At 68.6% G+C, this 24,924-nt stretch carries 20 protein-coding genes and 1 pseudogene; 6 read left to right on the top strand and 15 right to left on the bottom strand.

Features of this window, described 5'->3' with window-relative positions:
* Window positions 1–357 precede the first annotated feature (357 nt).
* Together HTV45_RS25865 and HTV45_RS25860 are read right to left on the bottom strand one after the other, a co-directional pair.
* Entirely contained in the window at window positions 358–2,493 is a 2,136-nt protein-coding gene (locus tag HTV45_RS25865; protein WP_215208283.1) for a tetratricopeptide repeat protein, read from the bottom strand.
* Window positions 2,490–2,900: a hypothetical protein gene (locus tag HTV45_RS25860; RefSeq protein ID WP_215208282.1), complete on the bottom strand. Its 411-nt coding sequence runs from the start codon at window positions 2,898–2,900 to the stop codon at window positions 2,490–2,492. Before HTV45_RS25860 ends, HTV45_RS25865 begins: the two co-directional genes overlap by 4 nt.
* Window positions 2,901–3,127: 227 nt before the next feature.
* Here HTV45_RS25860 and HTV45_RS25855 point away from each other — a divergent pair, with 227 nt between their 5' ends.
* Entirely contained in the window at window positions 3,128–3,400 is a 273-nt protein-coding gene (locus tag HTV45_RS25855) for a hypothetical protein (RefSeq protein ID WP_215208281.1), read from the top strand.
* The gene (locus HTV45_RS25850; protein WP_215208280.1) at window positions 3,393–4,025 is read left to right on the top strand and encodes a DUF6879 family protein; all 633 of its coding nucleotides are present in this window, start codon (window positions 3,393–3,395) and stop codon (window positions 4,023–4,025) included. The genes HTV45_RS25855 and HTV45_RS25850 overlap by 8 nt, the downstream gene beginning before the upstream one ends.
* A gap of 319 nt (window positions 4,026–4,344) precedes the next feature.
* On the opposite strand, the pseudogene HTV45_RS25845 reads toward HTV45_RS25850, so the two are convergent.
* The 5 genes and pseudogenes from HTV45_RS25845 to HTV45_RS25825 all read right to left on the bottom strand — a co-directional run.
* Window positions 4,345–4,506: pseudogene (locus tag HTV45_RS25845) on the bottom strand (SAM-dependent methyltransferase); the annotation flags it as partial.
* A 5-nt stretch (window positions 4,507–4,511) separates the two neighbouring features.
* Window positions 4,512–4,694, bottom strand: a complete 183-nt coding sequence (locus tag HTV45_RS25840; RefSeq protein WP_215208279.1) for a DUF397 domain-containing protein — start codon at window positions 4,692–4,694, stop codon at window positions 4,512–4,514.
* A 10-nt stretch (window positions 4,695–4,704) separates the two neighbouring features.
* Window positions 4,705–5,559 (bottom strand): helix-turn-helix transcriptional regulator, encoded by an 855-nt coding sequence (locus HTV45_RS25835; protein WP_215208278.1) that lies wholly within the window; start codon window positions 5,557–5,559, stop codon window positions 4,705–4,707.
* Between the two features lie 7 nt (window positions 5,560–5,566).
* Window positions 5,567–6,091, bottom strand: a complete 525-nt coding sequence (locus HTV45_RS25830; RefSeq protein WP_215208277.1) for a DUF6879 family protein — start codon at window positions 6,089–6,091, stop codon at window positions 5,567–5,569.
* Entirely contained in the window at window positions 6,051–6,470 is a 420-nt protein-coding gene (locus HTV45_RS25825) for a hypothetical protein (protein WP_215208276.1), read from the bottom strand. The genes HTV45_RS25830 and HTV45_RS25825 overlap by 41 nt, the downstream gene beginning before the upstream one ends.
* Before the next feature lie 197 nt (window positions 6,471–6,667).
* On the opposite strand from HTV45_RS25825, the gene HTV45_RS25820 reads away from it, so the two are divergent.
* Both HTV45_RS25820 and HTV45_RS25815 read left to right on the top strand, forming a co-directional pair.
* Window positions 6,668–7,885, top strand: a complete 1,218-nt coding sequence (locus tag HTV45_RS25820) for a radical SAM protein (RefSeq protein WP_308309755.1) — start codon at window positions 6,668–6,670, stop codon at window positions 7,883–7,885.
* An 11-nt stretch (window positions 7,886–7,896) separates the two neighbouring features.
* Window positions 7,897–8,442 (top strand): class IV adenylate cyclase, encoded by a 546-nt coding sequence (locus tag HTV45_RS25815; RefSeq protein ID WP_308309754.1) that lies wholly within the window; start codon window positions 7,897–7,899, stop codon window positions 8,440–8,442.
* A gap of 131 nt (window positions 8,443–8,573) precedes the next feature.
* On the opposite strand, the gene HTV45_RS25810 is transcribed toward HTV45_RS25815, so the two are convergent.
* Complete coding sequence (locus tag HTV45_RS25810) at window positions 8,574–8,768, bottom strand: DUF397 domain-containing protein (protein ID WP_215208274.1); 195 nt, start codon at window positions 8,766–8,768, stop codon at window positions 8,574–8,576.
* A complete protein-coding gene (locus HTV45_RS25805; protein WP_215208273.1) occupies window positions 8,765–9,595 on the bottom strand; it encodes a helix-turn-helix transcriptional regulator in 831 nt (276 codons plus the stop codon). The genes HTV45_RS25810 and HTV45_RS25805 overlap by 4 nt, the downstream gene beginning before the upstream one ends.
* A gap of 161 nt (window positions 9,596–9,756) precedes the next feature.
* Here HTV45_RS25805 and HTV45_RS25800 point away from each other — a divergent pair, with 161 nt between their 5' ends.
* Window positions 9,757–10,347, top strand: a complete 591-nt coding sequence (locus HTV45_RS25800) for an ATP-binding protein (protein ID WP_251692744.1) — start codon at window positions 9,757–9,759, stop codon at window positions 10,345–10,347.
* Here the strand turns inward: HTV45_RS25800 and pglX are convergent.
* Entirely contained in the window at window positions 10,274–13,879 is a 3,606-nt protein-coding gene (gene pglX / locus HTV45_RS25795; protein ID WP_215208272.1) for a BREX-2 system adenine-specific DNA-methyltransferase PglX, read from the bottom strand. The two genes, HTV45_RS25800 and pglX, sit on opposite strands and share 74 nt — an antisense overlap.
* Entirely contained in the window at window positions 13,876–18,600 is a 4,725-nt protein-coding gene (gene pglW / locus HTV45_RS25790) for a BREX system serine/threonine kinase PglW (RefSeq protein ID WP_215208271.1), read from the bottom strand. Before pglW ends, pglX begins: the two co-directional genes overlap by 4 nt.
* A 505-nt stretch (window positions 18,601–19,105) precedes the next feature.
* Here pglW and HTV45_RS34495 point away from each other — a divergent pair.
* Window positions 19,106–19,234 carry a DUF6408 family protein gene (locus tag HTV45_RS34495; RefSeq protein ID WP_251692743.1) on the top strand — a complete coding sequence of 43 codons (129 nt, stop codon included), beginning with the start codon at window positions 19,106–19,108 and terminating at the stop codon, window positions 19,232–19,234.
* A 55-nt stretch (window positions 19,235–19,289) separates the two neighbouring features.
* On the opposite strand, the gene HTV45_RS25785 is transcribed toward HTV45_RS34495, so the two are convergent.
* The 4 genes from HTV45_RS25785 to HTV45_RS25770 form a co-directional block, all read right to left on the bottom strand.
* The gene (locus tag HTV45_RS25785) at window positions 19,290–21,365 is read right to left on the bottom strand and encodes a DUF2075 domain-containing protein (protein ID WP_368860933.1); all 2,076 of its coding nucleotides are present in this window, start codon (window positions 21,363–21,365) and stop codon (window positions 19,290–19,292) included.
* 243 nt (window positions 21,366–21,608) lie between these two features.
* On the bottom strand, window positions 21,609–23,498 hold the full coding sequence (locus tag HTV45_RS25780) for a DUF2075 domain-containing protein (protein WP_215208269.1): 1,890 nt from the start codon (window positions 23,496–23,498) through the stop codon (window positions 21,609–21,611).
* A 354-nt stretch (window positions 23,499–23,852) separates the two neighbouring features.
* A complete protein-coding gene (locus HTV45_RS25775; protein ID WP_215208268.1) occupies window positions 23,853–24,242 on the bottom strand; it encodes a VOC family protein in 390 nt (129 codons plus the stop codon).
* A 118-nt stretch (window positions 24,243–24,360) separates the two neighbouring features.
* On the bottom strand, window positions 24,361–24,858 hold the full coding sequence (locus tag HTV45_RS25770; RefSeq protein ID WP_215208267.1) for a PaaI family thioesterase: 498 nt from the start codon (window positions 24,856–24,858) through the stop codon (window positions 24,361–24,363).
* Window positions 24,859–24,924 lie beyond the last annotated feature (66 nt).

Genomic DNA, 24,924 nt, shown 5'->3' with positions numbered 1-24,924 from the left:
GACGGTGGTCGGTGCTGCTGCTCGTACGGGGTGCCGTGCGGGGTCCGCCGCCGAGGCCCTGGGCCGGTCCGAGGGGTGGGCGGGACTCAGGGGGTGCGGAGGGCCGGTGCGGCGGGCCGGCTGTCCCGGCCGGTGGCGGGGACGGATCCGGTCGTGCGGTGACCGGACGGGAACCACCCTCACGGCGTCGGCCGGGTCAGGGTAGGCGGGTTCGCGGCGTCTGCACTCTTCGTCCCCCTCGTACTGAACGTCACCCGTACGGCCTGCGCAGAGCACCCTACATCGGTACTCCCTTCACCCCCGTGCCGTATACCCTCGCGCACCGTCCGTGCGGGCCGCTCCCGGTCCTGGTGAGCGCTACGGCCGCCACCGCCCCGACCGGTAGGCGTCCAGGAGGTGCCGGCTGGCGACCGTGAAGGGGTGCTCGGGGCCCAGGCCGCGTTCCCGCCGCTCGACGACGTCGGTCATCAGCGCGATGCCCTCGTCCACGTGTCCGAGCGCGGTCCGGGTCCGGGAGAGGAGCTGCCGGGCGGCGAGCACGACCGGGTACTCGGGTCCGAAGCGCCGCTCATACGTCTCGGCGACCTGCCGGATCTCCCGGTCGGCCTCCTCGAAGCGGCCCAGGAGGTACAGCGCCCACGCGTGGTTGTGCCGGGCGCCCAGGGTCACGGTGTGCTCGGGGCCGAGGAGCCGGTCGCACTCCGACGGCAGCGTGAGCAGCGTGCCGCCCTCCTCGGTGACCACGTCGGCGGCGGGCAGCATCTCCAGCAGGCCGGCGCGTGCCCGCAGGGTCAGCGGATGCGCGGGGCCCAGCGCCGCGCGCCGACCGGCGACGGTGCCGCGGAGCAGCGCGACGGACTCCTCGCGCCTGGCGAGGTTCGCCAGGACGAGCTGGAGGCCGTAGCCACTGTCCGTGGTGTCGGGGTCGTCGGCGCCGAACAGGCGCTCCTGGGCGTCCCGGACCGGGCGGAGCACCGCTTCGGCCTCGGCGTACCTGCCCAGCCGGAACAGTGCCCGCCCCGCCCTGGAGCGGGCGGCGAGGACCGTACGGTGGTCCGCGCCGAGGAGTCGCTGCCCGAGGTCCGCCGCGTTGCGGGCGGTCTCCCAGGCGGAGAGGTAGTCACCGGTCCGGTGCAGGGCGGTGGACAGCCGCGTCGCGACGGCCAGGGCGTCGGCGGCGGACGGCCCGCCGACGTGCCCCAGCAGGGCCAGCGCGTGCGGTACCAGCAGGCGCAGTCGGGGATCGTGGGGACCGGCGTCGGGTACGCCGGGCACGGCCGCGTCGAGCAGGCGGACGGCTGTCGTGTCGAGGGCGGGCACCAGGTCCGCGGGGGTGGCCGCCGCGACGCTGTCGAGCAGGATGCCGTGGCTCTGTACGCAGCGTGCGCCGGCGGCGTCGACCCGTTCCGACAGTGACTGGTCGAGGAGGGCTCTGAGGGCCGTCTCGGTGCGGGCACGGGGCAGTACGGCGCCGATGCCGGCGTGGTTGAGCAGGGTCAGGGGCAGCGGCTCGGCGGCGAACCGGGCCAGCAGTCGGAGCAGGGCCGCCGCTTCGGGCAGCCCACGTGCCTCGAACGCGTCGAGGGTCAGCTGCCAGGTCAGGCCGACCAGGCGCCGGGGATCCGCTTCGGACAGCGCGTCGGCTCCCCGGTCGATCAGCTGGACCCGTTCGTCCCCGTCGAGCTGGTCTCCGTAGGCGTCCATCGTCCAGGGGTCGATGACCTGGTGGGAGAGGAAGCCGCCCGCCAGGGTGAGGGCGAGGGGCAGCCGCCCGAGCCGGTCGGCGACCCGCGCCGCCTGCTCCGTGGTGCCGCTGTGCGGGGCGAGATCGCGCAGGACGAGCGCGGCGTCCTCCCGGGGCAGTACGCCGATGTACTGCAGCTCCGCGCCCGGCCACCACCGGGCCGCCGCCCGCCGGGTGGTCACCAGGACGGTGCCGCGCGGGCTGGTGCGCAGCCAGTCGCCGTCCCGCAGGATCTCCGGCTCGTCTGTGTTGTCCAGGACCAGTAACCAGGGTTCGGCGGAACGGTCGAGATACGTCCAGGCGAGATCGGCGGCGGGTCTGAGGCCGTTGCGTGCGGCGAGCAGTTCGCCGTCGTCCGCCCCTCGGTCGGCGGCGACGGCGAGCATGCCGGCGCGCAGGCTCGCGCGGTCGGAGGCGTTGACCCACAGGCCCACCCGGCCCTGTTCTCCGGTGACCTCCTGGAAGAGGGCGCAGGCGACCGCCGTCTTGCCCGAGCCGCCCATGCCGTACAGCACGTAGACCTGGCCGCCGCGCCCCGCCTCGACGCTCGCCCGCAGGCGTTCCATCACCTCGCCGCGGTCGCGGAGCGCGACGGGGGGCCGGCCGACCGCCGGGCGGCGCACCGAGTCCGGTCCGCCGTGCTCCGGCCCGTCACCGCCGTAGTGGTGGTGCTCGCTGATGTGCTGGTCGCCCGACGACTGGTAGACGCGTCCCTGGTCCTCGGCGTGGCCGTCCGTCCCACCCGTCATCGCTCTGCGATGTGCTGGTCACGTCCCGCTTGGTAGACCCGGGCCCGACCGGACGCGGTGGCGTGCTGGGTGATCTGCCGGGCGGCCGAGCCACCGGGGTCGAGCCGGTCCAGCAGGGTGCGCAGTTCCTCGACGGCGGCGGGCCGGGCGACGAGCAGCCGCCGCACCATCCCCTGCCACTGGAGGCGCAGTTCGTCCAGGGTCTCCTGGTCGTCCGCGGCCGCGGCGGTCAGTGCGTCCTCGCGGCCGGCCTCCAACTCGGCGGCGACGGTCTCGGCGCGTTCGGGTTGTGTCCGGCGCCAGAGCTGGGTGATCCCGTCACGCACGTGGTGCCAGGCATCGGTCGCCATCAACGCGACCAAGGTGGTCCCCGCGCTCTGTGCGAGCAAGGCCACTTCTGCTTCCACAGCCACCCCTCCGTTCACCCGATTATCCGATAGCACAGATGGAAAGTGTCACCTGTCATGCGTTGGCATGATTTTCTTTCCGATCAATATCATTCCACCCCCGAGCGGCAGGGAACAAGGAGGAATCAATCCTCGCCATTACCCCGTTGACAGGCTCTGACGCATGGCCAGGCAGGCCAGTTGCACGCTACAGTGAAGCATCCTGACCGATCTAGGGGGCGACGGAAATGACCAGGCGGCCATGGGAAGCGGATCCGTACACGAGTTTCAAACAGCGTCTGGGGAAAACCCCCCAGGAACTCGGAAACACCACCGGAACTCCTGACTGTCCGGACATCTGGGAACTCGCCAACGGCGACATCGCCGTCATCGGCCGGGACCTCACCCAGTCGCTGGGCAGGAACCTGCCCGACGGGGTGTCGATCGGGTCGGACGAACGCCTCGTGGTCATCCCCAGGAACATGCTCATCGCGGCGAAGCCGGACATCCCCAGTGTTTGACTCCTTCCCCAGAGGCGCATCCGAACGCCTGGACCGCCCCACGTACCATGCCGACCTGAGCCGGGTGTACACCGGCGGGATCGGCTTCCTCAACAAGCTCGAGCGCGGCCAGCACTTCAGGGAGCGCGGCTTCCCGAGCTGGGAGGCCTTCGCCGACGGCGACTGGGAGAGGGCGCTGTCGCTGGCCGACGAGAGGCGCGAGGACTACGCCCGGGAAATCCGGCGGGCGTCGGATCGGGGCGTCACCCACCGTCGCCTGCGGGTGGTGGAATTCCCTGTCACGCCGTATGTGCAATGGGAGTTGTTCGTCCTGCGAGTGCGCGTGGATGTGGGTGACGCCATCAAGGTCATCGACGCTCGCGATATCTCCAGCATCGAGCGGAATCGCCTGGTCCCGGAAGTCGTGATCCTCGGCGATGTGGTCATGTACGAGGTCGTGTACGACGAGGACGGAAACGCGGCGGGCGCCAACCGCTATACGGACAGCTCACTGATCCGGGAAACGAACGCCGGGTTCGACGCACTGTATGAGCGTGGTGAGGGGTTCCACGATTTCTTCGCCCGGGAGATCGTCCCCTTGGCCCCGCCGCGGAGAGTCGGTGCTTCAACGGGTTGTCACGGGTAACGGTGATCAGCGGGACGGGGCCAGGGTCCTTTGCACGATTGCGCTCTGTCCGGAACATCGGGCTGGTCCGGTGGTGGAGTGGACGTGGCGGTCCGGGTAGGGGCGAACGCAGCACAGGCCGGCGGACGCCGTCCGCCTGTCCGGGTTTCTGGATCCGCTTCCCGATCCGCGAGGCGTCTGCGGCCGCCGCTACTCGCTGATCTTCACGACCACGAACGACGTCGACACCGGATTCCTCAGTACCCGGTCAGCGACCCGAGCCTCGCGCGATCCAGATCCGCCCGCTCCCGGAACAGCTTCGTCTGGCTGCACGGGTCCGTCACGGGGCGACCGCGCGTACGACCAGCGTCCCGATGTGACCGGGCTGAGCCGCTACGAGACCCGCGTCGGCCGTGGCGAACCCGGCTCGGGTGAGCGGGCGCTCCCAGAGAGCCAGCCGGTAGCCGTAGCGGTAGGTGAACATCGTTTGTCCGGCGAAGCCTCACACTACGTCCGCTTGGCATGCTGGACGAAGATCGTCCAGGTGTCTCGCTGGATGGCCATGGTTCCCCGATCGCGTGCTTTCGTGTCCCGGACCATCACCTTGTTCGGATCGTTGTCGGCCAGTTCGACGCAGTTCTGTGTCTCGGTGTAGGAGCTGGTTCGCCAGTTCGGGGTTACGGGCTGCATGGACGCTCTCCTAGTCCGTCGGCATCTGGTCGAAGTGCTGAACCGCTGTGGAGATGAGTTCGCGGACGGCGACGCCGTAGACCGCCGACTGTTTCAGGAGGGCGAACGCCTTGGTGTACAGCTCGATTTCTCGGGGCTGGCTGACGGAGAGCTCGGCCGAGTAGGTCTCGACGAGGACGAGTCGGCTGTCGAACATCGAAAACGCGTTGCCCGGCCAGATGAAGGTGGGGGCGGACCTGGGGACGATGCCCAGGCTGAGACGAGGAAGCCTCATCACGGCCAGGAGACGGTCGAGTTGCCCCTTCATCACTTCGGAACCGCCGAAGTTGGTGTACAGGGCCTGTTCGCCGATGAGGACGTTGAAGACGCGGTCGCCCTGGTACAGGTACTGCTGGCGCTCGAGTCGCTTCGCCACGGCCGCTTCGGCGTCATTGGGAATCTCGTAGTAGCTGACGCCCTGGCGGAAGACTTCGGCGGCGTATTCCGCGGTCTGAAGGGTTCCCCAGATGAGCGTGGGGTGCCAGATGCGAAAGGCCTTGGTCCTGGCGTACACCGGGATCGCTTGGCGCTGTCGTTTCTCGACGCCGCTCTGGAGTTGCCGTCGCCATTCGAGCCACAGCTCGTCGACATGGCGGACGATCGCGACCAGGTCACCCGACTGCTCGCTCTGGCCGGTCATCTCGCACCAGACCCGGATGTCGTCCTCGCTGGGACGCTGCTTGCCGTTCTCGATGCGGGAGATCTTCGACTCCTGCCACGAGGTGGCACGAGCGAATGCCCGGCCGCTGGTGAATCCGGCGTCCTTGCGGAAGCCACGCAGCCGGGCACCGAGCGCCTGCAGCGCCTCTTCTACCTGCTTGCTCACTGGTCGGTCAGGGCTCGTACGCGGGGTGGGGAATGGCGGCGGCCCACAGCAGATCCCGCAGGCGCACGCACGCGGCCACGGTGTCCGGATCCTCGACGATCTCCGACCCGAGCACTGCGCCGTCGGAGTCGAAGTGCCCCACTGCGAGGAGGCGGTTGTCGTACAGCCACCAGTCGTTTCCACCCACGGGGAAGGTGACGCCCTCGGGCAGGCGGTGTCGGGGCAGCCAGCGGATCTCCTCGCCGGCCTCCTCGTTGCGGCCGGTGGTGGCGTGCTCCCACTGGATGTAGGGGGTGTGAGGCTCGGTGACCACGCGGACGCGTCGGACTGTTTTCCCTTCCCCGGTGACGCGCCTGATGAGTTGCGTCCACGGGTCCATGTAGGAGTAGTCGACGCTCTCGCCGCGGAGCCAGCTCGTGAAGGGGCTGTCCTCGTCGGGGACGGAGTAGTCGTCCCTCAGCTCCAGATGGAATGCGTCCTGCGCGAAGCTCTCAAAGAGCTGGTTGCGCTCGGCGCTGGAGATCAGCTCCACGCGGTTCCTCCAGTAGGGCGGTGATCGCGGGCTTGGTGACCTCGACCACGGTCTCGTAATCCGGAATCTCCATCTGGGCCAGGGCCTCGGGGTCGGTCACCTCCCGGCCCTGGACCACGAACGTACCGCCCGGCGTGAGGATCATGATCGGGTCCTCGATGCGCCTGACCTCCCCGGCCGGCAGGCCGTCCTTCGCGAGGTGGTCGAACAGCTCTGTGGGCACCTCCACCGCCGTCTCCCCCTCCGGGATCTCAAGCTGCACCAACAGGTCGTTCGCGAAGATCTTCCAGCCCTGGACGAGGTAGGTGTCCCGGTCTGTGGCGTACAGGGTCGGGCAGTCACCGACCGTGGAGTTCTTACCAAGGAACCGTAGCTTCATGGTCGTTCCCCTGTCTGCTGCCTTGCTCAGGTTTGCGCGACATGACGATGGTCCGCAGGGCGTTCTGGGCAGTCAATCGATGTGCCGCAAACTCGCGCAATCTTCTTGGGACTTGAGTGACGGCCGTTCTACGTTCGTCTCCGCACCCGAGCAACCGAGGCAGCCACCGCGCATTGCGGTACCGCCGGAGATGCGCTGTGACCATCGTGGCCGACAGACGCAGGGCGCCGGCCGTCGACAACCTGCGCATCGACACGCAACTGATCGCGGACGGCATCGACGCCGCCCTGAGGACGGAGCTGTACGTCGTGTTCAAGCACCGAGCATTGCGAAGTATCCGCGATCTTGCCCCGGTCCGGGTCACGATGGACCGCACACTCCGGGTCAAGGTCATCGATGCCTGCGGGATGACCTGCACCTTCTGCCACAACGAAGGCACACCTGTCAGCGCCGACAACCACGCTCAGACCGCCGGCGAATTCGGCGCTGTCGGCCGGTCGGGACGGGTCTCCATCTATCTCGCGACCAACGGAGCGCGCTTCGTGACAGCTCCCGTGTTCCCTGACGACGCCTTTCGCGCCGCCTTGGCGGGGCTGCGTGACGCCCTGGGCTTCGAGGAGGTTCACCTCACGGGAGGGGAACCGACCCTGCACCCCAAGCTCGCGGCGATCGTCGCCATGGCCAGGGAGGAGGGATATGACGTGGGCGTCACCTCCAACGGTGAGAACGGCACCAGGGTCCTCCCCGCGTGCGCGAAGGCGGGCCTTGGCCGCGTCAACTTCTCGATCTTCGGCACCACACCCGAGGAACTGGCGCAGGTGCAGAGCGTCCGGTTCCGGACGGCTTCCCTGGCGGCGCGGAAGATCGAGGCCCTGGAGCGATCGATCCAGGTGGCGACCGAGGAGGGAATCGGCGTGAGCGCGAACGTGGTCATCCCGGACCACAGCCATATCGAGCGCGTTCACCGGCTCCTGGACCGGTACTCTCCGCAGGTGTCGTTGAGAATCCTGTCGTCCCTGGCCGACGGGGACAAGTCGCTGGACGCCATCGACGAGCTTCTCGGCAGCCTCGGCGCGGTGCCTCAGGAAGTCCACGTCATCGCTGGAAGCTCCGGATTCCGCATCTCCTACACCCTGCCCGGCGGACGCGTGATCAAGGTCAAGCACATTCGGCCCCTGCGCCTGCCCGAGACCTGCGCAAGCTGCCGCTTCAACAACACAACCGACTGCCAGGAGGGTTACTACGGGGTCCGTCTCTACCGCGGCCCCAAGGGGACCTTCCACGTAGGCGTCTGCATTCAGCGTATGGATCTCTGTCTGCCCGTCGACGAGTTCCTGGGCAGCGCCGTGTGCAGCGAAATCAACAAGATGCGCGAGCGGGAATTCCACGACCTGCCCGCTCAGACCGTCACATGAGAAGGAGAACCGTGGCGCAGAACGAATACGAAGCAAAGTTCCTGGAAATCGACGTGGAGGCCACCCTCGGCGCTCTGCGCACCGCCGGGGCGGAACAGGTCTTCCCCATGACCATGTTCACGCGTCTGATCTTCGAGAACGACGCCGTGCAGGGCGAGCAGTGGCTGCGGTTGCGCGACGAGGGCGGCAGGACGACGCTCACCCTGAAGCAGGTCACCGACGCGACGCACATCCACGGGACCACCGAGATCGAGATCGAGGTCGACGACCTGGCCAGGACCGCGGAACTCCTCGCGGCGCTCGGCCTGCGGCAGGTCCGCTACCAGCAGAACTACCGCGAGGAATGGCACCTGGACGGTGTCACCTACGACTTCGACACCTGGCCGGACCTCCCCACCTTCCTGGAGATCGAAGGCTCTTCCGAAGCTGCCGTGAAGGAGGCGGTGGCGGGACTCGGCCTGGACTACGACCAGGCCCGCTTCGGCAGCATCGACCTGATCTACAAGAGCGAAGCGGGGCGTGACATCCTCGCGGAGCCCACGCTCCTCTTCGCCTGATCCGGCCGGCACCTCGGCGGTGTGCCCGCGGCAGCGGCCTGACTTCCGACATCACCGCTCAGAGCGGGTGGAGGCTTTCACCTGCGCACAGGGCCCTCGGCAAGCACTCGCCCGCCGAGGGCCCTGTCCCGTCAGAGTGCCGCGAACTCGACGAACGCGGTCCACGCCGTGGGTTGTATGGCGAGTGCGGCGCGGGTCGTGTCCTTTGAGTCGCGGACGTGAACCCTGGCGGGGCGGGTGGCGACCTCGACGCATTCGCCGCCAGCTCCGCTGCTGTAACTGCTCTTGAACCAGGTCGGCTCGGGTACAGACTGTTCGACGTTCATCTCTCTCCAAGCAACTTTTCGACGAAGGCCAGTGACTCGCGCGGAGTGAGCGCTTGGGCCCGAAGGAGTCCGTACTGCTCCTCGATCTCCCTGACTGGCTTCCGCGCTGTGTAGAGGCGACTGTCCTGCTGCGCCTCCACGTACGCGATCCTCCGCCCTTCCTTCGTCTCGATCAAGGTGAACGGACCAGCCATTCCGGCGTGCTCGTCCCGCTCTGTCGGCAGCACCTGGATCTCCACGTTACGCCGCTGGCCATGGAGCAGGATCTGCTCCAACTGCCCGCGCATGACGCCCCACCCACCCAGCGGCCTACGCAAGACCGACTCCTCGATGACGAAGCTGATGGTGGGCAACTGCGTCCGGCAGAAGATCTCATGCCGAGCCAGGCGCGCTGTCACCCTCTGCTCGACCACGTCCTCGTGCAGCAGGGGCCGCCAGTTGGTGAACACTGCCCGCGCATACTCTTCGGTCTGCAAGAGCCCAGGCACCCCCTGGTTCGCATACACATGAAGTTCAACGGCCTCGGCCTCCAACTTGGCAGCATCCCGGAAGAACGCCGGATACTGGGCCCGAGCCACCTCCTCCTTGCTCGCGCTCAACACTCCACCCGCGCCCAGCACTTCATCGGCCTGGTCGATGAACTTCGGTGGCGAGATACGTCTCCCCTGCTCGAACGACGCGATCGTCGAGGCCGAGTACCCGGTCAGTGATCCGAGTCTCGCGCGGTCCAGGCCCGCTCGCTCCCGGAGCAGCTTCAACTGCCGCCCGAACACGCACAGCATGCCCGTCCCGACCTCGTACTCCGGCTGCTGAACCTCGTCGTCCACGCCACAGCTCCTCTCGTACAACCGCCCAGTCAGCCAACTCGGGACCCTGGGACCGGTCACGCCCAACACCAGGTACAAGCGCACCGCCCGCGTGTACAGCCCGTACCCGTCAGCGCATCGCTCCTGGTCAACGCTACGCAGAGTCCATGACTGTTGACCCTATGAAGTCAGAAACTCCCCTGAACGGGCATATGCCGCAGCATCCCGCACCCGAACGCGAGTTCGCCATGCGCTTCACCTCGACGCCACGCGGCGCCCGCCTCGCCCGCCGACTCGTCTCGCACCGTCTGAACGACTGGGGCCACCCCTACACGACCCCGGTCAACGAGACGCTCACCCTCATCACGGCGGAACTCACCACCAACGCCGTACGCCACGGCCACGTCCCCGGCCGGGACTTCCACATTCAACTCACCTTGGCCGTGGGCATCTTCCGTATCGAGGTGACCGACACCCTCGCTGAGAAACGGCCTCCGGCCAGTCCCCCGGCGACCGACTCGCTTTCCGAGTCCGGCCGGGGCCTGCTGCTCGTCGCCGCCCTCGCGGACGACTGGGGCGTCAGCCCTCGCCGGACCGCCCCAGGCAAGACCGTGTGGGCGGAGCTATACGTGAAGACAGTGGGCCACCCACTCACGCACCGGGTGGCCCCTGAACCGACAGACGTCGATCTACTCCTGGCTACTGCTTCGCTGCTGCGCGACGACCTCGGGTCGCGGCCGGAGGGCGCCAGCCACGGAGCTCGTCGTCAGTGAGTCCATGCTCGCCCTGCTTCTGCTGGCGGTAACCGGCGAAGAAGTCCGCCGGGGAGCCGCTGTAGAGCATGTCGAACTCGTTGTGCCACTGGGACAGCCACGGCTGGAGTTCCAGCAGGCCGGCGAGGAACGGCGTGATCTCCTCGGTGGACAGCGCGGTGTTGGTGAAGTACGTGGCGAGGGCCTGCGCCTGCTCCCGGTGATCCCAGCCGGCCCACCCGTACAGCTCGGGGGTGGCGGCACTGGTCTGCCCGTAGGAGATGAACCGCTCCTTCGGCACGTCGAGCTTGCCGCGCGCCCGCCAGTAGGAAGGACGGAGGAAGTCGACCGAGGCGTACTTCGGCGGTACGGGGATCGAGTCTCGGATCTTCCGCTTGGCGGGCTCGTCGGGAGCGGCGTCCTCTTTGCGCTGAAGGTCCCAGACCTCTTCCCAGTCGGCACGCTTCTTGAGCCCGGAGGGCTTGTACCGCAGCGCGGAAAGGAACGGCACATGCTCGTCGTTGATCAGCTCGGAGACGACCTTGGCCAGTTCCTTCCGGGGCGCGTAGAGTTCAGCGACGGAGACGAAGTCCTCATAACGGGAGAGCGCGTCGATGAGCCGGGCCAGGGTGAGGATGGTCGGCTGCCCGTTCTCGGCAAACCAGAGATCGCGGTTCTCCATCCGGTCGAGCAGCCAGGACCGCAGGGCCTTCTCCTGCAGGGAGTCCCACCCCTCGGTGGCCCAGCGCCGCTTGTACTCGGGCCGCTCGACCATGCCGACGGCACGGTTCGACTCGATGGCATCGATGCGCTTTTGAATGATCTCCCGGTAGAGGGCAGACCAGTGAGCGGGAATCTCCGTGACGGGCGTGGAATTGTGCCGCTCGAACCACTCGCCACTGGCCTCGCCTGCGGCGACGCGACGAGCGAGCACTATCTCGAAGGCACGCTCACCGATAGCAAGTTCGGGAATATCGGGGTCGTCGGGGTCCTCGGAGACGCGGAGGTCTCCAGAGTGGAGGCTGTAGAGGGAGTAGACCTGCCAGTCCAGCTCCTCTTGCAAGGCAATCATGCGGGCGCGGGTGGACTCCCAGCGGGTCTTGGCTTTACGGAGGGCGCCGGCTGTGGGCGTGGTCTCAGCGACCACGGTCGCAGGACTAGCGGCCGTTAGATGCTGAGCCAGGCTGTCAAGGGCGGTAGCAAATGCAGTCGGGTACGCGGCGGGAAGGGGAAGCTCCTGAAGCTTGGTACCTGTGAACTCGAAGAATTCCTCCCACGCCGCCCCTCGGTACCCTTCGTTAACGCCGCCATTCCCCTTGCCGTGGCTCACCATCTTGAGCCAGAAACCCACTGTGGAGCTATTGAGCAGCCCGAGCAACCGCACGTGCTCCTCCGGCGTAGCCTCGTCGCGCAACTTAATTACCGTCGTCGAGTGCTTTGAAGGGATCACTTCGCGCTGAACATAGAAGTGATTATGCGTGGCAACGAGAGGAAAGGCGATCAAGCTAGGCGCGGAGAGTTTAGATCGGTAGAGTTCACGCCACTCAATCCACGGAATTCCACGATCCAGGAGCGTTACACTAAACTTCTTCCTCAGCTGTAGAACGCGACGGGCTGGCCACATGAACCTCAAGAGGCCAGGCGCCGATTCGACACCAAGCGTGTAATCATCCTGATATGGATTAACCAGCCAACTTCTCTCTTGGAGGCTCCAGTCCCGAATGTCTTGCCCGTCGACAGTCGACGTGATGGAAACCCCTCGGTATTCTATGGCTTTCGTAAGAGAGACCACGTATGCGGAGTCCTCACCTGTAACGACGGACAATCCGATTTCATCAACAGCATCACTCAACTTGCGCTCATGTTGCCCGATGCGTTGCATGACATCGACGGCTGCACCGCCAGTAAGACTCCATGGGTGAGTTGACATGCTATCGCGATCAGCGTCTACGACGCTGACCCACTCGCTTTCTGAATCACTTCTATCGATCTGCTCGCAGATCGCGCGCCAGACAAGCCCCTTGCTCGGATCCTTCGGCCTTGCAGGCTCACCTTGAATGCCGCGAACTGTTCTTAGCACCGACGAACGCGCCGCCCCTGAACGCCGTCGACCAATCATGATGACGGTTGGTGTTCCGTGCCCTGGAATATATGCGCCAGAAGTATCGATAACCTCCGCGAGTTCTACCTCATTCCTGAAATAACCCTCGATAAGCTTCTTGCCGAACTCGCGCTTCATGAAGGAGTTGGCAGTAATCTGCCCAATCATTCCATAGCCATGACCTTCAGCATCACCTCGCCTTGCAAGTTCAAAGAATCGCTGGGCAAAAGGAACTGAAAGTGCGTACTCTCGAAAACAAGCGCTGTAAAGCTCTCGATACAGAGCACCCAGCTTCTTATCCTTCACGGTGATATAGGGCGGATTCCCCACCACCACGTGATAGCGCCCCTGCTGCAGAATCTCCGGGTGCTCGTGCACGTCCTCCGTGGCGTAGGCGAACGAGGCCAGCGGGTCATCAAGGCCGTCCTCATCCCCACCAAGCGTCAGTTCCAACTGCCGGGCTTTGATGAGCGAGTCGCCCACCGCTAGGTGGATCGGCCACTCGTACTTCACCGCCTTCCCCAGCGTCCGCACCCCACTCGCGGCCATAGCCGCAACCAGCAACCGGAACCGCGCCACAGCCACCGCAAACGGATTAACATCCACCCCGTGCACCGAGTCCAGCGCCGCCCGCACCCGCTCATGCACATCCCGCCCTGGCTGCCCCTCCCCCCACAGCCGCACCAACCGCCGAAACGCCCCCAACACAAAGTGCCCCGACCCACACGTAGGGTCGATCATCTTCAGTTCCTCATACCCGAACTCCCGCACCGCCGGGTTCATCGTCCGGTCGAGGATGAACTCCTCCACGAACTCCGGCGTCTGGAGCAGCGCGTACGTCTTACGCGCCGCCTCGCTCAGGTCCTGGTACAGATCCCCCAGGAACCGCGTGTCCCACCCCTCCGTACCGTCCTCGTTCAGCGGGTCGGTGAAGTCGTGGACGAGGACGCCCGCCTCGTCCCTCCCCCGCCAGAACTCGACCAGATCCCGCGCACCGTCATGCGACAGCGGAACCTGGTACAGCGGGTTGTGCCGCTTGTCGAAAAGCAGCCGTCCCGCCTGCCCCTGACCCAGTTCCTCGAACGCCGTCTCCAGCCACCCCCGGTACGTCGGATCCTCGTCCGACTCCACGTACGCGTCGTACCGGGACTCCGCCAACTCACGCCGGTCACCGTCCGGCCCCGTCAGGTACGGCTCCGGGATCAGCCGGTTGTCCTCGCAGAACCGCACGAACACGGTCCCCAGCACCCACGCCACCGCGACCTGGGTGACCCGCTCGTCCAGCCACGAGGTCCACGTCGCCGCCGTACGCCCCAGCTTGCGCGCCTGGTCGTACTCGGCCCTCAGCCTCGCGCCGACATCGCCCAGCGCCTTCACCTGGCGCCCGAGGTCGGTCTCGACCGCCTTGACCTGCTGCTTCAGGTCGTTCAACAGAGCCTTGCGGTCGATCACTTGACGTCTCCCTCGACACCACTGGCACCAGCACTTGCCACAACCTCACCGGACCCCCGATGGGCGTTGCCCACCCACGTGTCCGGAAGCTGAATCCACTCCCCCAGGCCGGCCTGGTACGGCACGGCCACCTGCCCGAGCCGGGGCTCGCGCGAGGGGTCGCTCTGCGGGACCAGGAGCCACAGCCCCCGCCCGCCCTGCCGGGCCGCCGACGCGAGCCGGTCCAGGACGCCCATCGCGTCGTACCGCGCGAACACCCCGGCCTCCGTCAGCAACACCGGACCGACACGACCGGCAGAACCGGCGCCGCCACCCCCACCGTTGCCCAGCAGCTCCGCTATCCGCGGCTCCACCGCGCCCCACGCCGTCCGCGTGTACTCCGCGAACCGCACCGCGCCCTTCGAGCCCGGCTCGGCGGCGTCCGCCTTGAGCAGGGTCTCCCAGGTGGGCTTGGTGCCGGGCGTGACCTGCGCGTGCAGGGCCTCCAGGAACAGTTCGGTCACCGAGACCGCTTCCGCCGCCAGCCGCTCGCTGCGCAGCCCGGCCACCGCTTCCCGCACCGACCGCTGTCCGACCGTCAGCACCCGGTACCCGTCCCTACGGGCCGACGCGAGCAGACGTTCCTCCGCGCGTACCGCGCCCGCGAGCTCGGGGTCGTCGGCGTACCGCGTGACCGCACCCGTGCGCGTCGACTGCCGCCACGCACCCGTCGTCAGGTAGCTGGACGCGTCGTCCACCTTCGTCGGCAGGTAGCGCAGCAGGCCCTCGTGTTCGTGCGTGCTGAGCGACAGTTCGAAGCCGGCGTCGCGCAGCGCCTTGGTGAGCGGGCCGCCCGTCGGCAGTTCGTGGGTCGTGCCGCCGCGCCCGTCGGGGACGACCATCTCCGGGAAGCGGGCGCGGACCCGCTCGTGCACGGCCTCGCCGGTCAGCCCCGGCTGCTGCCCCTCCGGCATCCCCGGGGTCCAGCGGACGAGCCCGGCCTGTGTGAGACGCAGCGCCCGGACCAGCGGCAGGTCGCGCGGGTAGATCTCCAGGCGTGGCGTGGCGGCGGCGTTCACGGAGGCCGCGGCCGCCAGTTCCACCATCCGCCGCTCGTCCCAGTCCACCGCGCCCGGCGGCACCGTCAGCGCGCCCAGCTCGGCCAGCACGGTCGCCGCCGTCGGCAGGGTGTCCAGCTTGGCGAGCCGGTCGGCCGTCCTGCCGAGACGGGTCGCGTACTCCAGCAGGCCGGGCGCGGTCGGGGTGTCCGGGCCGTCACTCTCCCGTACGTCGAGGGCGAGCAGGCCGGCGCCCAGGGACTCGTCCGTCGCCCTGCGGTTCGGCTGGTGCTGGAACTCGGCTTCCTGCGGCAGCAGTTGCTCGACCTCGACCACGGCCCGTACCGCCGCCAGCGCCATCGCCCGCCGCTGCTCGCGCCCCGCGAGATGCGTGCCGCGCCGGACCGCCAGGGCGTCCGCGATCTCCACCGCCGAGGCGACCCGGCCCATGCTCACCAGGAGGTCGATGATCTCTTCGCGCAGTGCCTGGACGGCGGGCTCCGCCTTCCAGCGCTTGCGCTCCTCCTTGAGCATCTGCGGGATGCGGCCGTGGCTCAGCCCCAGAGCGTCCGCGACATCCTTCTGCTTCGGCCAGACCCCGATGTCCGGCAGGACCCCGCGCTCGTCCGGCAGGCGCAGCAGCAGCCGCACCATCTCGGCCTTGTTGCGGTTGGAGCCGTTGTTGTTGACCGCGGGCACGAGGACGGTGGCGAGGGTGTCGAGGCTGACGGAGCGCAGCGTGCGGGCGGACAGCGCGCCCGCCGACTCGCCGGTGGCGAGTTCGCCGACGAGGGCCGACTCGGCGGCGGTGAGCTGCTCCAGCTCCTCCCTGGCCTCCGCGCGCCCCTTGGGTGTGAGCGGGGAGACGGGGATCTCGCGCAGCCGCTCGCCCCACTCACGCTGACGCTGCTGGACCTCGTTGCGGGTCTTGGCGCCCAGGCCGGGGGCGTTGACGAGCTTGCGGCGGCTGTAGTCGAGCAGTTCGCCGACCGTCGTGATGCCGAGGCCGTACAGGAAGGACTGGGCGGCGGGCGTGAGCCCGGAGACGGTCAGCGGGGTGTCCCGCGTGACCTCGGCGGCGAGCCGGTCGCGCTGCTGCTCGGCGGTCTCCGGCTCGGCGTCCGCGATGACCGCCGCGACGGCACCCTCGGCGGGTGTTCCCTCCCCCGTGGCCGTGGCGGCCGGCTGGCGGGAGCGGTGGCTGGACGGGACGGTCTGCGAGGCGTCGAGGAAGACCTTGCGCCAGGCGTCCCGCATCGGCTTCAGCTCAGGGAACCGCCGGCCGGCGTCGCGGTGCAGGGCCTTCTGGAAGAAGGCGACGAGACCGTCCCGTACGGCCGGGTCGAAGGCCTCGGCCGCGATCGTCGGGTACGGCCACTCCTTCGCGTCGGTCATGCGGGGCAGGACGCTGCCGTCGTCCCACTTGGGCAGCTCTCCGGAGGCCATCTGGTGCAGGGTGACGGCGACGGCGTACCGCTCGGCGTGGGAGTCGTAGGAGCCGCGGGTGATGACGTCGATGAAGGGGTCGAGGTAGCCGTCGGTGCCCGCGTTGGTGCTCTTCGCCGGGTAGCCGGCGAGGGAGAAGTCGATGAGGACGAGTTCGCGGGTGCGGTTGGGGCGGATGCGGATGGCGATGTTGTCGGGCTTGATGTCGCGGTGCCAGACGCCCTCGCCCTCCAGGAAGTCGACGGCGCCGAAGAGGTAGTCGCCGTACGCTTCGAGCTGGTCGACCGGGAGGCGGCCGTGCTCGCGGAGCTGGCGGGCGACGGTCTCCTCGCGGCGGCGGGGGCGTCCGCCGCCCTCGGTGCCCGGTCCGCTGTCGTCGCGCTCGTCGCCGACGTACTCCAGGGCCAGGACGGTACGGCCGCCGATGTGCAGCGGCTCGGGTTCGACGAGGCGGATGATGCCGGAGTGGGGGCGCAGGCGTCCCATGGCCTCGGCCTCGCGGGCGAGGATCTCGCTGCGGCTGTCGGAGAGGGCGACCTTCAGCACGGCGAGCGGGCGGGTCCTGCGGGCCTCGGCCTGGAGGTCGCGGACGAGGAAGGCGCGGCTGGTGGAGCCGGTGCCGAGGCGGCGGCGGATCTCCCACCGGCCGGCGAACACGTCACCGGCGACGGCCTCCAGCGGGTCCTTGTCGGCGGCGGCCGGGTCGTCCTCGCCGGCCGGCCCTTCCGTGGCGGTGGCGGCCTGGGCCGGGGCGGTGAGGGAGTCCTCGACGGCCTCCAGCAGCTCCAGGAACTCGTCCACGCTGGACAGCCGCTGGCCGGGGCGGTAGGCGGTGGCGGCCTGGACCAGGTCGTCCACGTCCTCCGACAGGCCGTCCACCAGGGAGCTGGGGCGCAGGCCCTCCCCCGCCTCCAGGCGGGCCAGCAGCTCGGCCTGGCCGGCGGCCGGGGCCTTGCCGGTGGCCAGGAGGTAGGTGAGGACGCCGAGCCCGTACACGTCGAGGTGGACCGGGTCGGGGCTGAGGGCGGTGAGTTCGGGGGCGAGGTAGGCGTCGGCGTCCTCGCCCAGGTGCGTCGCGGAGAGGGCGGTCGGCGCGAAGCGGGTCATGCCCTGGCCCTGGGAGGAGTCGCCGCTGCGCTGGGTGGCGATCTGCCAGTCGGAGATCTGGAGGTGCGGGGTGAGCCAGGCGGCCTCCTCCCCCACGGCCCGGCCCTTCCCGCCGCGCGGCCGGGGGACGACGAGCACGGAGCGGGCGGCGAGCGCCCGGTGGTGGATGCGGCTGGCGTGCGCGGAGCGCATGGTCTCGGCGAGCTGGCGGACCAGCGCCATCCGGCCGAGGATGTCCAGCTTCTCGCCGTACTGGACCAGGTACTCGTCCAGCTTCAGGGTGTCCGGGTGGTAGTCGAAGATCAGCGCGGGTCCGGCGGCGTGCCCGGAGGGGAAGTACTGCTTGAGCTGGACCACGCCCGGGTGCTTGAAGCGGCCCAGCACCGCGGCCTCGCGGCGGGCGGCGTTCTCGACGGACTGGCGCAGGGAGGCGTCCGAGCCGCGCTCGCTCAGGTAGATGCGGACGCGGGCGGCCTCGGGGAGGTCGCTGTGGCGGGCCAGGTAGTCCGCCCAGGTGGGCCCGGAGTCGAAGGACTTCCGCTCCAGCTCGTACGGGCCGACCTTGTACTGGGCGTCGCTCTTGCGGATGCCGATGCTCTTGAGGGCCGCCGCGATCTCCCGCGAGCCGATCGCGGTGATCCGGCGCCGCTCGTCACGCGGGGGCTGCTCCAGCATCTCGACCAGCTGGTGGACGGTGTACACGCCGTTCCGGTCGTGGGCGGGCAGGCGTACGCGCAGGCCGTTGTCGGTGAAGCAGACGGCCTCGGCGACCCAGACCCGCCTGCCGCCGGGCAGCGCGAGCAGGCCGGCCAGTTCCTTGGCCTTGCGGTTGACCAGGTGCAGCGGGTTGCCGTGCGTACGGCGGCGGCCGCCGGGGGTGGTCTGCACCCAGGTGCCGTTCTCGGAGGTGACCGAGCCGTGCCAGTCCTTCAGCTCGATCATGCAGACGCCGCCGGGGGCGACGACCAGCAGGTCGACCTCGCGGACGTGGCCGGTGTTGGCGGTGAAGGTGAAGTTCGACCAGGCCCGCCAGGGGTCGGCGTCCGGCAGCTTCTCCCGGATCGCCTCCAGGCCGCGGCGTTCGTGCTCGAACTCGGACTCGGTGACCGTGACCCACCGGCCTTCCCGCATGCCTGTTCCCCGCTTCTCGTGTCCTTCGAGGGCCGCCGTTCCCCATGGTCAGGTCCTCGGGGCAGATCCTAGTGGCTGCCTGTGGCATGAAAAGAGGCGGTGAAGGACGGGACTATAGGACATACGGCCCGCACCATCACAACGGGACGCCACGCCTCGTACAGCCGTACGGAAGCGACAACGGCCCGCTCTCCGTATACCGGGTGAAACCATCCCATCCCCGAACCGGTCGGCCAGTGCCTGCGCCTGCTGCTCGGTGACAGCCTCCAGGACCGCATACGAACGCGCTGCAGCGGTGGCCGGAAAGCACCGGCCCGAGACAGTGGTGCACTACCGTTGCTGCCGCTGCGCACCTTCCCGGAGGGTACGTCGGCGGTGTTCGGATCCCGGTTCTCGGCTGTGACTGACGAGTGGTTTCCGCTGTGTGCTGCGCGCGCGGCGTGAGTGCGGATGCCCGGTAGGGCGATCCCTGCCATTCCCAGCTCACGCCAAGGAGTGGTCATCCATGAACCCCGTTGAGTACAAGCCCGCACGTCGCAACCGGCTTCGCGAGATCCTGGTCGACGTCGCCGCGGGTGTCGCCACCCAGCTCGTGGTGGCGGCGCTGGCGGCGGCAGCGCGCCTGGTCATCTGACACGGGCCTGTGGCGGGCCCGGAGAGCCCGCCACTCCACTTCCCCGGCGACGCCGTCAGAACAGACGCGGGTCGGACGGCGGCGAGACGACGCTCTGGCGCCTTCTGCGCGAGCCCCGGCCTCGGCGGGGCCGGGGCAGGTGCGGTACCCGGGCTTCCTCCGGCAGGTTCTCCCAGGTGGGCCGGAGTCCGTGGACCTGGACCTCGCCCACCCGTTCTTTCAGGTAGCTCCGGGTCTCCGCGTCCGTGGAGTAGAGCACGGTCGCTCGGCTGGCCCGGGTCATCAGCACGTGGTAGGCGTGACGGACCAGCCGGGCGAACTCCGCCTCGTCGACGCTTCCGGCCCGCACCTTGGCGTCGAACGAGCCCGGGACGGCGACCCGCTTGACGCCGGCTTCCGGGTCCTTTCGCTCCTTGCCCCGGCGGAACACCCACTGGCCGTCCCGGCGCACCATGTCCTCTCCCATGATCACACCGCACCAGTCCCACTCGAGCCCCTGAGCCGTGTACACACAGCCGATCTGGCCGAGCCCCTTCTCGTGTACGGACCAGATCCTGGACGGTGGTACCCCGTCCTCACAGAACGCGTCGCTGTCGGCGTTCCACGGTCTGTGCCAGTCACCGATCCGTACATCGGGCTCCAGCCGCCGCTCCTTGCCGAGGGGCTTGGTCCACGGCCAGCAGTATCCCGCGACGAGGCGGGCCGACGCCCCGGCGAGCGCTTCGGCGCGGATGGTCCGTTCGAGCTCCTCCGGAGTGTCCGCCACCTCGATGTGCATCAGACCGTCGGGCGTCCACTGTTCCTGATCCTCGTCCGTCACCCCGAGCACGCCGCGTACCCAGCGGACGTAGGCGTCGCTGCCGCCGCAGCGGTACTGCTCCCGGAGGTCGTACCGCAGCAGACGGGCGCCGTAGCGTTGCGCCGCGCCCTTGATCAGGTCGACGGTCCCGACCTCGTTCGGCCGCACGGACTGGCCTTCGTCGAGGAAGAACACCGTCAGACGGGACGCGTCCAGAAGCTCGTCGACCTGTGGTTTGGTTCCCTGGTGCTCGGGCTTCCAGAAGCGGTTCGTCGAACGCTCCCGCAGGCGGTGGGCTTCGTCGCAGATCAGCACGTCCAGGGGCGGGTCCGGTGGGGTGACGAAGTTGCTGAAGTAGGTGAACGTCTCCCTGAACTCGCGGTCCCCGTAACCGACGTGCTCCTGGATCGCGCCGTTGAACGCCCTGCTGCCGCTGGCGTACTTGACGGCGTGGCCGCCGGCCTCCAGTTCCGCCTTGATCTGCAGGCCGATGGCGCTCTTCCCGGTACCGGCGCCTCCGGTGACCATGAAGACCACGCGACGCTCGTCCGGCACGAGAGCGGGACGCGCCGGATCCGGGAGAACCTTGGAGGCCGTTTCCAGGATGTCGTCGGCGACTCTCTTCTGCCGGCCCCGCAGGGTGAACACCGTGTCCTCCCCGCGGGCACGGATCATGGCGTCGAGCAGTGGCGTGTTGCGTAAGCCCATGTTTTGCAGCAGTAACTCGGCTGCGGAAGCGCCGCCTTCGGGGGCGAAGTGCTTACGGATGTCGGACATCAACTGCTCGCGTCGGTCGTTCGTGTAGACCCGGGCGTAGACGCCGGTGGGAGCGTCGATGTCCACCAGTGGACGGACGGAGGCGTCGGTGGCGTTGTGCAGGTAGGCGAAGCCGCCGCATTCGAATTGCAGTCCGCGCAGTGGGCCCCGGTCGCTCGTGAACGCCTCGTGGTATTCGCGTAGCTGCAAGGCAGGGTGCTTCTTCCTGCCCATTCCGGGGACGTGGACCAGTTCCGCGGTGGCTCGTTCCACTCGGGTGACCGTCGACCAGCGCTTCAGCTCGACCAACTGGACGGACAGGTGCCTCTCTTCGGGGTGATGCCCCACGAGGACGACGTCGATGAGGCGAGGGTCGCCGGGCCGGTCGGCATCGTCGATGGTGGCGGCGCACTCGACGATCATCTCCACGTTCCCGCGACCGGCGGCGACCAGGTCCTGGGCGAGGCTGACGAGGCTCTCGGCCCACGCGGAACGTTCGGACAGTGAGGCGTCGGCGCCTCGGAAGTGCCGCCACCTGGCGGCGAGGTGGGGCACCATACGGCGCCTTGAGTTCAAGGTCAGCAGATCCTGCGCCGCCAACCTCAGCAGAAGCATGGACAAGAGGTGGGTCCCCCAGAGCACGAGTGACTCGTGCGGGTGGGGGCATGTCCTCTCGTGAGGAAGCCCGTCGGGCCGCAATCGGTACTCGGGATCTTAGGGAGACCGCGGCACTACGGACGGCGACGACATCGTCGTCGGCTCGAAGCGTGGCCATCATGGCTGAAAGGCGCGCTCAGGTGGCGAGGACCGTCACCCACGTCAGACCGTGGGAACCCGCTGCCCCGATCGTTCGCCGGCCAGTTCCCGCAGTTTCTCCAACGTCTCCGCGTCCGTCGACCAGACGATGGTGCCGACCATGCCTCGAGTCAGCAGCACCTTGTAGGTGTTGCGGATCAGACGGTCGACGTCGGCATCCGGAGTCGACCTCTTGAAGACCGGATCCTTCGACGCCGTACGGTCCGTGACCCAGCGGTCGCCGCGCCAGAGCAGGTCGGGGCCGATGATGACGCCGGACCAGTCGTACTCGAAGCCCTGCGCGGTGTAGACGCAGCCCACCTGGCCGAAGCCTGCCGGGTCGGTGGCCCACAGGGCGGCCGGGGGCGCGCCGGAGACGGAGCGGTCGCCGCGCAGGTTCCAGGGGCGGGCCCAGTCTCCGATGACGACATCCAGCGGGAGCGGGTGGCCGGGCTTGGGCTCCGGGGACCAGGGCCAGCAGTAGCCGGCGGACATGCGGGCGCCGTAGCCCTGCGCCCGGCGGGACTCCAGGAACTCCTCCATCTCCTGCGGACTGCCGGCGACCAGCAGTCGCATGCGGTCGTCGGGCTCCCAGACGACCGGGCCGCCGGGTTCGAGGCCGAGGAGCCGGACGACCCAGCGCAGATAGGCGTCGCTGCCGCCGCAGCGGAACTGGCTCTCCAGCGGGATGACGTGGCAGGGGATGCCCCGTTCGGCCGCTGCCGCCTCGATGTCGGCCACGGTGCCCATCTCGCCCGGCCGCACCACCTGGTGCTCGTCGAGGAGGAAGACGGGCACGCGGGCGACGTCGATGAGTTCGTCGATCTGGGACTTGCCGGTCCGGTGCTCGGCACGCGTGTAACGGTTCGCCGACGTCTCCCGGATACGGTGGGCCTCGTCGCAGATCAGCACGTCCAGGCTGTTCGCCTCGGTGGTCATGAAGCTGTTGAAGTACTTGAACAGGTCCTGCACCTCCCGCTTGCGGGATCCGGCGACCTTCCTCATCGTCCTGGTGAACGACTGGGAACCGGTGGCGTGCAGGGCGGGCGTCCCACGACGGTACAGCTCGCCGAGCAGTTGGAGAGCGATCACGCTCTTGCCGGTGCCGGGGCCGCCGGTGACGACGACGATCTCCTTGCGGTCGGCACGCTTGGCCTTCTCCACCGCGTTCAGCACCATCCGGTAGGCGACCTGCTGCTCGTCGAGGAGCACGAACTGCCGGCGTTCGCGTACCTCCACGGCGGCCACGGACATGAGCTGTTTCGACGGCACGGTGACACCGGAGAGCAGTTCGTCCGCCGCGCGGGCACCGGAATGCCTCTCGCTCAGCCTCGCACGCAGATGGTCGAGGAATTCGCCGCGGCGCTGCCCCGTGAACAGCAGTCCGCGGCCGTCGCCCTCGATCTCCCGCAGAGCCGCCACGTCGAACTCCGTGGCGTTGTGCAGAAACGCCACACCGCTGATCCGGTGTCCGTGTTCGGCCACCGCCCCGTTGAAGTTGACCAGGTAGTCGCAGTAGCGGCGCACCTGCTCGATGGGATTGAGGACGGGGCGAGGATAGGGCTTGACGTGGCACAGCGTCGGGTCGTCCTCGTGGGGCAGGACGTGGCTCCACTGCTTCAGCTCCACCACGACGTACGACGGCTCCCCGGTGGAGGGGTGCACGCCTGCGAGCACGACGTCGGCCCGCTTGCTGTTCAGCGGGAGTGCGTACTCCAGCATGACCTCCACGTCACCCAGACCCGCGTCGTTGAGTGCGGCGGCCAGAACGGGAATGCTCCGCTCCCAGGAGCGCAGCTCAGAGGGGCCGGGCCGGTAGCCGTGCATATGGACGAACTGGTCGGTGAGGTGCAGGAACAGCGAACCGTCGAGCGCCATGACGGCGACCGTTTTCGCGGACGCGCGGAACAGCAAGGACTTCCCCCAGGCAGCACGAAGTACTCGTGCGGGTGGGGGCATGTCCTTCGAGACTCCACGGGGGTGGAGCGGAAGCCCGTCGGGCCGCGTTGACGACGTGTCCGAGGTTACCTGGCGTCAGAGAGGAGACGGTGCGGGTGACCGGGACGCAGGACGCCGATGCACCGGCGTGGGAGCCGGGTGCGGGCCCCGGCCCCCACTCACGGGTCGCTCACTTCCCAAGGGGGCGGGTTTGATCCGCGGCATGGATGTGTCACCCCCGACGAGGTGGGTCTCCGGCCGTGGCCGGCCGACGTGTGCGCCATCGTTTCGCGCCACAGCAGCGGTCAGGTCCGCACCCGCGGCCCGGTTCTACGGTGCCAGGGTGCGCAGCACGCAGAATTCGTTGCCCTCGGGATCCGCCATCACCACCCAGGTGCGGTCCGGACCCTGGCCCACATCCGTTCTCGTCGCCCCGAGGGCGAGGAGTCTCGTCACCTCGTCCTCGGTGCTGCGGTCGATCGGGCTGACGTCGGGGTGGAGCCGGTTCTTCACGGTCCTGTCCTCGGGCACCCGGAGGAACAACAGGGTGGGCGGCATCTGGCGGGCCCGGACCTCCTCGACGGTCGGCACCCAGGAACCGATCTCGACCTTGCCGTCGCTCCGGTCGATCACCTCGAAGTCCAGAACCTCGCACCAGAAGGCCGCCAGCCTCTCCGGATCGCGGCAGTCGACGGCCAACTCGGTGAACCTGCTGGTCATGACTCCCCCTTGACGGTGCGACCGGCAGGGCACGGTCACGTCACTTCGGCGGACCTCTCCGGTCCAAGAGGGCCGGCCGTCGCGGTACGGGCCGTGCCCGCGGATCAGTGTCCGGTTCTCAGTCAGCGCGCGTCAACGGGAACAGCATGCAGCTGCTGGTGGCGTGGGCGAGTACGCGGTCCGTCGCGTCGAGCAACTGGGCCTGGGCCAGCGCGGTCCGGCGGCCGCTGTGCACGATCGTGCCGACGGCGCGGACCCGGCCGGTGTCCACCGTGATCCGGCGCAGGAACTTCACGGTCAGGTCGAGCGAGGTGTACCCCATGCCCGGCGGCAGGGTGGACTGGACGGCGCAGCCGGCCGCCGAGTCGAGCAGGGTGGCGTAGATCCCGCCGTGCACGCTGCCGATGGGGTTGTAGTGCTCCTCGCCCGGAAGCAGCGAGAAGACGGCGCGTCCCTTCTCCACCTCGTCGAGGCTCATGCTCAGCGTCGCGCTCACGGGCGGCGCGGGCAGGTTTCCGGCCTGCAGTTCGCGCAGGAAGTCCAGGCCGGAGGAGAGCCCCACGGCGGCGGCCGAGGATGCGGGGTCGCCCCACTCGTACGTACGCGTCCGTCCCACAGCCTCGCTCCTCCCGCTCTGACTTCCGAAAGCGAAGTTAGTGGTGCGTCGCCTGGCTGTCAATCA

The sequence above is a fragment of the Streptomyces sp. CHD11 genome, from assembly GCF_018638295.1.
Taxonomy (GTDB): domain Bacteria; phylum Actinomycetota; class Actinomycetes; order Streptomycetales; family Streptomycetaceae; genus Streptomyces.
Note: the sequence above shows the minus strand (reverse complement) of the source record. Positions and strands in the feature narration are given on the sequence as shown.